This is a genomic window from Rhizobium sp. BR 362, from assembly GCF_036528765.1.
Lineage (GTDB): Bacteria > Pseudomonadota > Alphaproteobacteria > Rhizobiales > Rhizobiaceae > Rhizobium.
Genome location: NZ_JARWGH010000062.1, coordinates 1 through 12,358 on the forward strand (window position 1 = coordinate 1; position 12,358 = coordinate 12,358).

Genomic DNA, 12,358 nt, shown 5'->3' on the forward strand with positions numbered 1-12,358 from the left:
GATCAAGCGGCGCACAGAGGTCGTCGGCATTTTCCCCAACGACGACGCCATCGTGCGCCTGGTCGGTGCGCTGCTGCTCGAACAGAACGATGAATGGGCCGTCCAGCGATCCCGCTACATGACACTTGAGACAATCGCCACAATGAGCGATGATCCGCTCATCAGCCTGCCAGCAGCAAGCTGATACTCATCCGACCCTCTGGGATGAGCCGTGGTCGTCTAAGCTACACCACGTCCTGGGACATGATCGCCCCCATTTGACATTTAAGCGTGGTGGATCGTCATTTGATGGCATGATCGAAACACTCGGTACTGCCTTTGGTGAGTATAAAGCCGCGCTGGTCAGCCCTGTCGATGACTTCCAGTGGAGTCTGGATTTTTCGACCTGTGACTATGCCACCGTGATCAAGGGTTTTCATCAACACGAGTTTGAGTTTCAAATCCAGCCTACCATCAACGCTGTGCAGCATTTGTCGATTGTGCTACCGCGTAGCGGAGGCATGGGAGTGACCTACGCCTCGCGCGAAGCCACCGCTCGACCCGGTAAGTTGCTCCTATACAACAATCTTGAGCCAGAGAGCGTTGTGATGTATGGCCGATCGAACGTCATTGACGAGCTTTTGCTCGACTGGAATGTGATTCTGCAGACGCTTGATCAAACGTTCGAGACGCCATTCAGTGGATCATTGGACCTTCTGCCGGAATTGGAAACGTCGACGTCGGCCGGTCAAATGATCGGCTCTCTCGCGGAGACCGTCATTCGTGGGTTGCGCGATCCCTCAGTTCGATCCCCAATCGCAATGGCGCACGTCACTCAAGCTTTGGCCGACCTGATAGTACGCTTTGTCCCGCACAAGCTTTCGCACCTGCTCGACAGGAAGCCCTACATGATAGCCCCCAGGCATGTCCGGCGCGCGATTGAATATATGGAAGCCAATATCAGCCAGCCGATCAGAATGCCGATGGTCGCGAAAGCCGCGGGGGTGTCGACACGCGCATTGCAACTCGGGTTCCGTGCCTTCCGGGAGACCACGCCGGCCGCGTATTTGGCCATGCTTCGTTTGCGGGCGGCGCGGGTGGAGTTACTTGATCCGGCGAACGGGCATACAACGAGGGAAATTTGCTTGAAATGGGGATTTCTTCACTTCGGACGGTTCTCGGCGATGTACAAGGCAAGTTACGGGGAAAGCCCTTCTCACACGAGAAAGCGCGTCAGGGGTATGCAGCCCCGCTCTCGCCGGCAACCACAAACTGTGGTGGGCCATTCAATCTTGCGCAGATGATCTCTCGCGCGACAGATGATTGGATGCGTGTGGCGGCTTGCCGTGCGCGCCTCAGGCAGTCTCCTTAACTGCCCCGCTCTCCCGTGTCATTGAGCGATATCGATGTCTTTTCGGATCATTGCATGCCTCCTCTATGACCATCTTCATTTTTCGCGAACAGGATTCCTCCCGGACCGATTGTCTGGTATAGACCGGGCGCCCTGTCGCTGGCGCACCACTGCCACCCGCGTCAGCGCACCCGCCCCGTCATTGCTTGCCACGTGGAATGACAGGGCGCCTGTCGATCGAGCGCAATGATTGGCAAGAATGCAGGGGGGCAATTCCCTCGGCCGACCCATCAGCAATCGGTGTCATGGTATCAACCACGCCGCAGCCGGCGAACACCAGAGTGGATCACAGCCTGCATCGCGAGCCGTATGCCGCTTTCGATCCCATTGTTCGCCCGTCCTGTGCTGCCGACCGAAGCTCATCCCGGGACAAGAGAACCAAGCCGACGACGTTCTTAATTTCTTAATCAGCGTTGCTGAAGATGATTCGTGAAGGCAGCTGTGCTCGGACGGGGCATTCCGGAGCGAATTGCTACACCGTCAATGTTGCGAGGGCTTAGTCTCGCGCGCCTTCAAGGAGGCCGTCGTAGACGTCCATGAGCGCAGTGGTGATAGCCTGCCCGAGAGCATTGCCTGCTTGCCGGACTGCGTCTTCAGTTCCATCACGCGCAGCCTTTGGCGAGATCAAAACCCTGTTCGCCGACAATCTGCTTGGCAACTTCAATAGCCCAGATACCAAAGTCACCCCGGTTGTCGATCCCAATGCTTTCTTCCATTTTTCGTCCTATCCATTTATGCAGAGCGCTTTACACCTCCATTCCCGAAATGGCCGGCACTGCTGGCCATCGCCATCCAGCACTATGATGATTCGAATAAGTGTGAGCAGTCTTTCTCACAGTGCAAGCGGACGCTCCGTTGTTGGCCCATTGAGTTCAATAAGGACTTTAGTCGCACTTATCGGATGCAATCCATTCATCGCATGGATGCGCCACATCCAAATAATCGATTTTACGAATTAAGCGTTATGATCCATTAAAAAGGAACATCGTTTGATTACTATCAAATACATTGATGGCTATCGCAAGCGGTTCGCGAATGGACAAGTATTTGGTTGCAAAGCCGAACAGTAAGGAACCCAGCGCCACGAGCGATCCTATGGGCATGAGGGCTACAGCCGGCGGCAGACGAATGCCTTTTAGGCGCCCTCAACCCGGTGCCTTTCATCGCACAGCTGCTTCAAAAAACACTCGGGAGAGGAGATCTTTGCATGTGCTCTCAAATGCGGTGGAGACTATGCTGGGAAAACGAGCTGGAACTCGCCGATCATGTCGAACTCGCCAAGTTCTTTCGAGCGACCTATGGACCAACCGGGGCCTTTAATGCAAAACCATTCGAGGGAAGTCGAAGCTGGGCCGGAGCGAGACCCGAACTTCGCCTCATCGGCTATGACGTTGACGGGATCGCCGCTCATCTGGGACTGCTACGCCGCTTCATTAAAGTTGACGGAATAGACCTGCCGGTGGCTGAGTTGGGATTGTACGGGATACGCACCGATCTTGAAAGACTCGGAATAAGCCATTCAATCCGAGCCATGCTTCCAACACTCCAGGATCTCGCCGTTCCGTTTGCATTCGGCACGGTTCGGCCGGAGTTGCAAAGACATATCCGGAGGTTCGGCCGTTACGGTCCTGTGACGGTTTTTCCGCACGTTCGCGTGCGGTCCACCTTACAAGAGCCGCGCCTCGATAAGCCGCCCACACGCATCGATGACGCACTTGTCGTCGTTCTACCGATTGGACGATCAATGTCCGATTGGCCTTCTGGTTCGATGATCGATCGCAATGGACCGGAGCTATGACGCTTCTGGGTTGCCAATGCGCCGCATACGTCGAGTGCACCTAGGCAGCAGCGCGTTCATGGTCAACATCAGAGTTGATCCAAGCGCGGGCTTGCTTGGGGAAACCTAAAAGCCACCCTGCGGCCAAACGATCGCGAATCTAATTAGTAGAGAATTACATCAGGTCCCTCCAATGCCGCGTGAATTTCGAACCGATATCCAAGCGTTGCGTGGCTTGGCTGTTTTGCTGGTCGTCCTCTATCATGCACGTATTGGGCCGTTTACAGCTGGCTATCTTGGCGTTGACGTATTTTTCGTAATTTCCGGCTTTCTGATCACCAAGCTGGTCCGGACGCAGCTTGAGCAATCGCGCTTCAGCTTTTCGGAGTTCTATTACCGACGTGCGAAGCGTCTATTGCCGGCGGCCTACATCGTCATTGCGCTTACGACGGTCGCCTCGCCGTTTTTGCTTTCGGACGTGGGGCTGCAGGAGTTCCGCAATCAGGTCATAGGGGCCCTCACATTTTCCAGTAACATCGTTCCTTGGTACCAAGTGGACTATTTCGGCCCCGCCGCCGAAACGATGCCCCTCCTGCATTTTTGGTCGCTCTCCGTCGAAGAACAGTACTACCTGCTGCTGCCTCTCTTCTTGGCTTTGGCGCCGAGGAGATGGTGGCTCATCGGAATAGCGGCGTTCCTTGTCGCTAGCCTTGCGCTATGTTTTTATCTGGTCGCCCAGAACCCATCTGCTGTGTTTTATCTTCTGCCGACCCGATCTTGGGAAATGTCCATTGGTTCACTTGGCGCATTGCTTCCAACGATGCCAGTGGTGTCTGCCGTGCTTGTGAAGTTACGTTTCCCAGCACTCGCGCTTCTCCTCCTTGCCCCAATGGGTTTCGCTCATCCAGTCGTGGATGCCGCTTTGATTTGCTTGGCAACTCTGACCTTCCTGCTTGCGCGCACCCGGGACAACATTGTCGTGCGAGGCATGGCGAGGATTGGCGACATCTCTTACTCGCTCTATTTGATCCACTGGCCCGTGCTTGTCTATATGAGAGCTGTTTGGCTGGCGGAGCCTCCGGCGCTTGCGATCTATGCGGCCGTTGCTTTCTCATTTGTTGGAAGCTGGGCGCTTTACTCGTTCGTGGAGGAGCCATTCCGACGGGGGTACGTCATGTCTCGTCTCCGGCTGGTCTCAGGATTGGCGGCCGCATCGGTCCTTCTCGCCTTCTCGCCCTCCGTTGCCATAGCCACAACCGAGAACAAGTTTGATTTTGCCACCATCCGGCGGATCAACTACGGTCTCGCGAGAGCGTGTGATTTCAAACCCGGTCCGCCTCCTCAGGACGTCCCCAAGAGCTGCCAGACCACAAACAGACCAGAATTGCTGGTCTGGGGCGATTCATTTGCCATGGCGCTGGTTCCCGGCTTAGCCAAAACAATCGGCGAAGGCGGACTAGCTCAGCTCACAATGAGCGGATGCTTCCCGGCCATCGGCGTTGCTGCGGTTTCAAAGGAGTTAGCGTCACCCTTTTCTCGTGCCTTCGGCGAGGATTGCATTGACTTCAATGACCGTGTTTTGGCCGTTTTGAAAAATCGGCCGGAGATCAGTACGGTGGCTATTTCAAGCCCTTTCGATACGCCTGTATCGAATGAATATATGGTGCTTAAGAGGAACGGTGAGACTTTCACCGATGCCAAGGTCTCGCAATATATAACCATTGAGGGGATTAAGGCCCTCGTCGAAGGTGTTCGCGCGTTAGGCAAGCGCGTGGTTGTGGTTGCTCCTCCGCCAGTCGGAAACTTCGACATTGGCGATTGCCTGGAGAGGAAGGCGAGGGGAAGCATTATGCTTGGGCGCTACAGCGACTGCAAAATAGATGTCAGTGAATACCGTCGCAGACGCGCCCGTACCCTCGAGCTGTTAAACGAAGTGGCGCTCAAGGCCGACGTAGAAGTCGTTTCCTACCACGACTTTCTCTGCGACGGCACAACATGCAAAACCGAGATTGACGGCAAATTCCTTTACCGAAATAGCGGTCACCTTTCCTATGAAGGATCTGAGATCATCGCTCGCCAGACAAATCTTGCTGAGAGGCTGATCAGGGCCGCTCGTTAGAGCGTGTTTGGCCAATGCACTCCTTCCATTTCGAGGGAAGAGGCAGGCGCCCTGGTGCCACCTATGCGTCGTAACAAAAATCGATAGGAGACAATATGCCAGATCAAATCGCAGATAACGTCATCGCCATGATCAAGAAAAACGCTGCTGCGCACGGCACCGACAAAGATCCCTCCTTGAGCGACGACGAAATAACGACTGAGACCGAACTGAGCTCGCTCGATATCGATTCGATAACACTGGCGGATATCCTCTGGGATCTAGAGCAAGCCTATGACATCGGCATCGAGTTTAACACCGCCGAAGCTTGGGCAAATCTTAAAAGTGTTGGCGATCTCATTGAAGCCGTCCGCGCTTTGATAGCAAGGGAGGCTTGAATGGACAGGCGCGTCGTTATCACTGGAATAGGCGGCCTATGCGGGCTCGGAACCAACCACGCCTCCATCTGGGACGCAATGCGCGAAGGGCGTTCAGCTATCGGCCCAATTGCCAATTCAGAACTTCACGAGTTGAAGGGCATGATCGGCGCCGAGATCAAGACGCTACCGGAGCATGGCCTAAATTCGAAGCAATCCAATTCAATGGACCGCTTCAGCTTGCTTGCCGTGATTGCCGCACGCGAAGCCGCAAGACATGCCGAACTCTCCATCGACGAAGGAAATACCTATCGCATCGGTGCGACAGTAGGTGTCGGCGTCTGCGGCTGGGAAGCGATCGAAGCAAACTATCGTGCTCTTCTTTTAGATGGCGCTCGCCGGGCTGCCATCCTTACTGCACCCAAGGTTATGCCGAGTGCTGCCGCCGCTCACGTCAGCATGAGCCTTGGCTTGAGGGGGCCGGTTTTCGGCGTCACGTCAGCCTGTGCCTCGGCCAACCATGCCATCGCCTCGGCGGTGGATCAGATTAGACCTGGCCGCGCCGACGTCATGCTTGCTGGCGGCAGCGATGCCCCGCTTGTGTGGGGCGTGCTGAAGTCTTGGGAAGCACTGCGTATACTTGCACCCGATACCTGCCGCCCCTTCTCGGCCGACAGAAGAGGCGTGGTATTAGGCGAGGGTGCGGCCATGGCGGTATTGGAAAGCTATCAACATGCCGCACGGCGCGGTGCCCCAATTCTTGCTGAAATCGCCGGCGCTGGTCATTCCGCCGATGCGTTCGACATCGTTGCGCCTTCCGTCGAAGGGCCAGTGGCAGCGATGCGAGCCTGCCTTTTAGATGCTGAGCTGAATGCTGAGGACGTGGATTATGTAAATGCGCATGGCACTGGTACCAGAGCCAACGATCAGATCGAAACTGAAGCGATCAAACGTGTCTTCCGGCATCATGCCCACTCAATGTCCGTCTCTTCAACCAAATCCGTGCATGGGCATTGCCTCGGCGCGTCGAGCGCGCTCGAGATGATCGCCTGTGTGATGGCTCTGCGCGAGGGCGTCGTGCCGCCGACCGCCAATCACCGCGAGCCGGATCCCGCTTGCGATCTCGACTTTACTCCCAATGTGCCGCGCGAGCGGAAGGTACACGTAGCGCTGAGCAACGCCTTCGCCATGGGTGGCACGAATGCCGTCGTGGCATTCAAGCGGGTATAGAACCGGGCGTTTTCCTCGCCTTGCCTGTTAATGATTCCGTGCTGAACGTCGGATCTTAGTCGTCTTGGCGCGAGCTGTGCCAGTGGCTCTCTGACTTGGATGATGTTGTCTGCTGGCGCCCGTGAGGTTTGGCCGATCATCGGCGCGTCGATCATGAAGGACGAGAGGTAGTCAATGAATGTAGCACCACGGAACTCCGTAGATTCTCATCGAAAAGAGGATGATCATCTTGCACGTCATCTGTCCAACCGGCACCTCCAGCTTATAGCCATCGGAGGCGCAATTGGAACCGGTCTTTTCATGGGATCAGGAAAGACCATTTCGCTCGCCGGGCCCTCGATTTTGCTCGTCTATGCGATCATCGGCTTCATGCTGTTCTTCGTCATGCGTGCGCTTGGAGAAATCCTGCTATCCAATCCGGACTATCGTTCGTTTGCGGATTTCGCCGGGGATTATCTCGGCCCCTGGGCGCAATTTTTCACCGGCTGGACCTACTGGCTCTCCTGGATTGTGACCGGGGTGGCCGACGTCGTGGCCGTCTCCAGCTACGTGTCATTCTGGATCCCAGATATGGCGCTCTGGATACCGGCGCTTGGTCTTATATTCACGCTTCTCGCCCTCAACCTGCCGACCGTACGCAATTTCGGTGAAATCGAATTCTGGTTTGCGCTCATCAAGATCGTCACCATCGTGTCGCTTATCGTTACCGGTGCTTACATGCTTTCCACAGGCCTCACACTGCCCGATGGAAGCAGGGCATCGGTCTCGCATCTATGGCTGCATGGCGGCTTCTTTCCGAACGGCTTCCACGGCTTCGTTGCCGGTTTCCAAATTGCTGTGTTTGCCTTTGCGGGTATCGAACTCGTTGGAATGACCGCGGCAGAGACCAAAGACTCGACCCGCAACCTGCCGAAGGCAATCAACTCGATTCCGGTCCGTGTGGCACTCTTCTATCTCGGTGCCCTGTTCGTCATCCTCACGGTCATTCCATGGAATCAAGTCGATCCGAATTCGAGCCCGTTTGTCGCTATGTTTTCGCTTGCCGGCCTCGGTATTGCCGCCCATGTGGTGAATTTCGTCGTACTGACCTCGGCGGCATCAAGTGCCAACTCAGGCATATATTCAACATCGCGCATGGTCTACGGACTTGCGACCCTCCGGCTGGCGCCGGGCTTATTCGGCAAGTTGAACCGAAGGAAGGTCCCGGTAAATGCCTTGTTCTTCTCGTGCGTCTTTCTGCTGGCGGGGATCGGCCTGCTTTATTCCGGAGACAATGTCATCGAGGCTTTCACGATCGTCACGACGGTTTCTGCAGTGCTTATCATCTTTATTTGGTCGATCATCCTTGCATCTTACCTGCAATATCGCCGCAAGCGGCCTGACTTACACGAAAAATCGACCTTCAAAATGCCCGGCGGACGTGCCGCTGTCGCGATGGTCTTCGGCTTCTTCACCTTTATCTTGTGGGCTTTGGCGCAGAAGCCGGACACGGCTATCGCCTTGAAGGTTACGCCGCTGTGGTTCGTATTGCTCGCAATCGCCTATGTAGTAGTCAAAAAGGCACGGCGCTCGCGATTGCCCGGCGAGGGCGTAAATGGTCTTGATCAAATATGATGAAGAGTTTCCGCCGGATAAGAAGCTGCGAGACGCCAGTGCGCCATGCTGCCGATGCGTCGTCCCCTGATCGCCTTTTCCGAAGACCTGCTCGTGTAACTCAAGAAAGTGGCAGATGCGCCACCGGGTTCCTGGTTCGTATTGGCGAGTTTGTAGGAAGAACCACGAATTGTCAGAAACACCACACGGCCGGCTGCCAATCAAGCACCGGAGCTGTTCCTTCGCTATCTTGCAAAGGCTCAAAAACGAACCGCGGGCCGGCCTAACAATGCGACGTTCAGCACGCCATTTCGAAGCCAGACACGACGGTCGCTCCTTTTAAGCTGGCCAGCGGACGGACCTCAAAATCTAAGGAGAAACATGCAAGGTTCTCTAAATTATAATTTGCGAGGCGGTTGATCACGGCAGAAGGTCCGGATGGCTGAGAATGTCTTCGCCCATCCGCTGTTCAGCAGTCCCTGCCACTTATCCTGTCGGGTCGGCGGTCTCGGCGGTCAATCGCTTGAAGATTGGCACCAGCCGCGGATGGCGGCCGGCGGGTGGATGCTGAATATCGACCGTGCGACCTAATTTTTTCTGCCGCTTAAGCCAGTCGCGTAAGGTCTCTGCGCAGATATGGTCCACATAGTGCAAATCGCTGCTGGCGATCCGGACTGTGCAACCAGCTGGAAGCGATTCCAAAGTATTAAGGAGCGCGGGAACATCCCTGCAAGTCGCAACGCCACCAAGCGTCAGATGAACCGTCTCAGCATCTTCCATTCGATCGATAGCAAGCTTGCGCCGCAGATAAGGAAGGATCTCGAAAATCGAGAGCGTCAAACCTAGAGCAACACCCACGAGCAGGACTTGCAGTACGACCATCGCAACAGTCGCAATCCAGATGCCCACGGGAAGCCAACCATGATGATCGAAGAGATCGCGCACGTGATGAAGGCTGATCAGCCGCCAACCCGTCACGAGCAGTATTGCGGCCAGGGCCGTCAGCGGCACCATGGAAAGCAATTGCGGCAGCAACACCGTAAGGCCAAGAATCCAGACGCCATGCAGGACAGCCGATGCCCGTGTACGCGCCCCGGCTTGGATATTTGCCGAGGAGCGTACGATAACACCAGTGATCGGCAGACCACCGAGCAGTCCGCAGAGCCCGTTGCCAATACCTTGTGCAAAAAGCTCCTTGTTGAAGCGTGTGCTGGCGCCGTCATGCATCCGGTCGACAGCCGCAGACGACAGCAATGATTCCGCACTGGCGATGACCGCAATCACCAGCGATGTGACGACGATTCCAGGCTGAGCCATATTCGCGAAACTTTCCACTGTCGGCAATGAAATGCTGTTTGCTAGAGATGCAGGAACCTCGACCCTGGCAATCGGTAGCCGCAATACAGCCGTTAATGTAGTTCCGATGGCAACGCCTACCAGCGCACTCGGGACCAGCCTCAGCCGGTTGGGCCTGAATTTTTCCCAGCCGATCATCGCGAGCAAGGAAATCAGCCCTATAAGCAAGTCGACGGATTCGCTCGTCATGCCGCCTCCCCAAAGATGTCCGAATGTTCGTTCCATCGCCACGACGTTTTCAATGCCCCCCGCAGCCGGTTTGGCCCCCATCAAAACGTGTATTTGTCCGAGGATGATCAGAATGCCGATACCGGCGAGCATACCGTGAACGACAGCGGGCGAGATTGCCCGAAACCATGATCCGATCTTCAGGAACGCGGCAAGGATCTGCAAAAGTCCAGCAACGATCAGGACCGGCCCGAGCATGGCCACTCCATATTGTTCGACAAAGCCGAAGACGATGACCGCCAGACCAGCGGCAGGGCCCGATACTTGCAGGGGCGAACCCGCCAGCAAGCCCACGACAATGCCGCCGACGATGCCTGATATCAGGCCCATGGCAACAGGCACGCCAGAGGCAACTGCAATTCCAAGGCAAAGCGGGATAGCAACGAAAAAGACGACAAGCGACGAGGCGAAATCGCGCGAAAAAACGAAGCTGTTATTGGTCATGGCACTACTCCGCTGCAACTGCGGCTAGGACTTGCGGCCGATCGCGACCGGTAACGGCGACCGGTAACGGCCCGTCCTCGCGTATCTTTGTGAAGCGGGCGGCCGACCCGTCGTAAACCTCCACCTCTCCCGTTTCGATATCGAAAAACCACCCGTGCAGCGTCATGTCATTGGTCGCAAGCCTTGCTGCAACGGAAGGATGTGTGCGCAGGTGGTCAAGCTGAACAATGACGTTCTCCATAGCGATAGCGCGGACCTTTTGACGTTCGGAAAGGTCGGCCGGATAGGCTTGGCAAACGATCGAATGCGCAGCGTAACCATGCTTTAGCCAAGCGGCGACGTTGGGCATGGACTTTAGCAATTCGGGACGGCAGAGCCCTTTCATCGCGCCACAATCGGAATGGCCACAAACGATGATGTCTCGAACCGCGAGAGCTACGACGGCATATTCTATTGCTGACGAAACGCCACCGTTTGCGGTTGAAAATGGTGGAACGATATTTCCGGCATTGCGGCATACGAACAGCTCACCTGGTCCTGACTGGGTAATGGTTTCGGGCAAGACTCGACTGTCGGCGCACGAAATCATCAAGGCGTGCGGCTGCTGTCCCTCTTGCGCAAGCTTGCGGTAAAGTGCCTGGTAGTTCGGGAACACGGCACCGCGGAAGTTCGAGATTCCTTTTAGTAGATCACCCATAGCAAGTCCTCATTGTCGGGGTGGATGGAAGCAGGGCGCGCGCGATCGTCGGAATCCGCAATCATTTCGCAACTGCGAGATGGAAGTGTGATACGCAAAGAGGATGCCAAGACGTCGATCGCCTCGTTTGTTTCGCACTAATACGAGCATGCTCAGTCATTGACGACAGCTTGTCGCTGTAGTCATTCCAGACATCCAGTGAGCGCGAGCGCTTGATCGTAGGTCCCCAGATCAATGTGATGCTGCAATGCAAAATTTTAGAACTTCATAGTTCCTTGCTTGCTCGGATTGAGGCGCAATGCCGAGTCTGGGAGCCATGGTTCTACGCCCGCTCGTAAGAATAACGACGAGTAGGGGCGCGCGACTACGGACCAGCACCGCAGTATCAATGCGAGGTTCTGACCGACAAGATCGCCGCGGCCAAAGCCATCGCAGCTAGGCCTGCCGCCCCGATCGGCAGCACCGACAAGTCATAATTTGCAATAAGCCTGCCGCCGACTACGGTACCGCCGGCAACGCCCACGTGCATTGCGGTGACATTCGCACCGATTATAATGTCGCTCGGGCTTCGGCCGAGATCCGCAATATCGCTCTGGACGATCGGCGAAATCGACCAGCTCGCGCATCCCCAAATTGAAAGGCTGGCGAAAAAAAGATGCTGCTTTCTGACACGCATAGCAGCAACGTTGTGACGAGATAGATTGCAGGGCTCGCGACCAGCGCGAGCCGACGACCTGCGAGGTCAGAAAGAATACCGGCCAGCACGCCCCCCGCCATGCCCGACGACCCGAAAACGGCGTAAAGAAAGGCCTCCCAGTGTGGCCCGAAGAACCCCTTGCTCGCGGCGTAAGAGGTCAAATAACTGAAGAGGGTGAAATGACCTGCAATGAACAAAATAGAAACACACTGCGCCATCATCTGATTGCGATCCCGGAAATGAGCTAGGGTCCGGACCCATAATTGGCTTTCCTTGAGCGCTGAGACATGATTCATTGCCGCGACGAAAGGGCGGTGAGATGTCTGATTTCTTTTGGTTTTCCGATGCGCAGTGGGAACGGATCGAACCGCTGCTGCCAACGGATGTGCGGGGCAAGCCGCGCGTGGACGATCGTCGCGTGTTGAGCGGAATCGTCCATGCCCTGCGATGTGGTGGCCGCTGGGCGGACTG

The 12,358-nt window shown here is 55.9% G+C and carries 11 protein-coding genes and 1 pseudogene; 8 read left to right on the forward strand and 4 right to left on the reverse strand.

The genetic code is table 11. The features are described from left to right. On the forward strand, nucleotides 1-184 hold a 184-nt coding region (locus QDY28_RS30075; RefSeq protein ID WP_269824817.1), incomplete at its 5' end, for a transposase. 109 nt (nucleotides 185-293) lie between these two features. Beyond that, a complete protein-coding gene (locus tag QDY28_RS30080) occupies nucleotides 294-1,283 on the forward strand; it encodes an AraC family transcriptional regulator (RefSeq protein WP_331384808.1) in 990 nt (329 codons plus the stop codon). Nucleotides 1,284-1,886: 603 nt separating this feature from the next. Here the strand turns inward: QDY28_RS30080 and QDY28_RS30085 are convergent. Then, nucleotides 1,887-2,106: pseudogene (locus tag QDY28_RS30085) on the reverse strand (hypothetical protein). Nucleotides 2,107-2,597: 491 nt separating this feature from the next. Here QDY28_RS30085 and QDY28_RS30090 point away from each other — a divergent pair. The 5 genes from QDY28_RS30090 (at nucleotide 2,598) to QDY28_RS30110 (ending at nucleotide 8,486) form a co-directional block, all read left to right on the forward strand. Continuing rightward, the gene (locus QDY28_RS30090; protein ID WP_004125869.1) at nucleotides 2,598-3,188 is read left to right on the forward strand and encodes a NodA family N-acyltransferase; all 591 of its coding nucleotides are present in this window, start codon (nucleotides 2,598-2,600) and stop codon (nucleotides 3,186-3,188) included. Nucleotides 3,189-3,360: 172 nt separating this feature from the next. Then, nucleotides 3,361-5,286 (forward strand): acyltransferase family protein, encoded by a 1,926-nt coding sequence (locus QDY28_RS30095; RefSeq protein ID WP_184805565.1) that lies wholly within the window; start codon nucleotides 3,361-3,363, stop codon nucleotides 5,284-5,286. Between the two features lie 95 nt (nucleotides 5,287-5,381). Continuing rightward, nucleotides 5,382-5,663 (forward strand): acyl carrier protein, encoded by a 282-nt coding sequence (locus tag QDY28_RS30100; RefSeq protein WP_004125878.1) that lies wholly within the window; start codon nucleotides 5,382-5,384, stop codon nucleotides 5,661-5,663. After that, a complete protein-coding gene (locus QDY28_RS30105) occupies nucleotides 5,664-6,872 on the forward strand; it encodes a beta-ketoacyl-[acyl-carrier-protein] synthase family protein (protein WP_120764296.1) in 1,209 nt (402 codons plus the stop codon). Between the two features lie 174 nt (nucleotides 6,873-7,046). Next, on the forward strand, nucleotides 7,047-8,486 hold the full coding sequence (locus tag QDY28_RS30110) for an amino acid permease (RefSeq protein WP_004125885.1): 1,440 nt from the start codon (nucleotides 7,047-7,049) through the stop codon (nucleotides 8,484-8,486). 465 nt (nucleotides 8,487-8,951) lie between these two features. Here the strand turns inward: QDY28_RS30110 and QDY28_RS30115 are convergent, their stop codons facing one another. From QDY28_RS30115 to QDY28_RS30125, 3 genes are all read right to left on the reverse strand, one after another. Next, nucleotides 8,952-10,493 carry a SulP family inorganic anion transporter gene (locus tag QDY28_RS30115; RefSeq protein WP_184805567.1) on the reverse strand — a complete coding sequence of 514 codons (1,542 nt, stop codon included), beginning with the start codon at nucleotides 10,491-10,493 and terminating at the stop codon, nucleotides 8,952-8,954. A gap of 4 nt (nucleotides 10,494-10,497) precedes the next feature. Then, nucleotides 10,498-11,190 carry a carbonic anhydrase gene (locus QDY28_RS30120; RefSeq protein WP_004125890.1) on the reverse strand — a complete coding sequence of 231 codons (693 nt, stop codon included), beginning with the start codon at nucleotides 11,188-11,190 and terminating at the stop codon, nucleotides 10,498-10,500. 549 nt (nucleotides 11,191-11,739) lie between these two features. Continuing rightward, on the reverse strand, nucleotides 11,740-12,108 hold the full coding sequence (locus QDY28_RS30125) for an MFS transporter (RefSeq protein WP_184805569.1): 369 nt from the start codon (nucleotides 12,106-12,108) through the stop codon (nucleotides 11,740-11,742). Between the two features lie 98 nt (nucleotides 12,109-12,206). On the opposite strand from QDY28_RS30125, the gene QDY28_RS30130 reads away from it, so the two are divergent. Then, nucleotides 12,207-12,358: transposase (locus QDY28_RS30130; protein ID WP_331384809.1), on the forward strand; the 152-nt coding region annotated here is incomplete at its 3' end.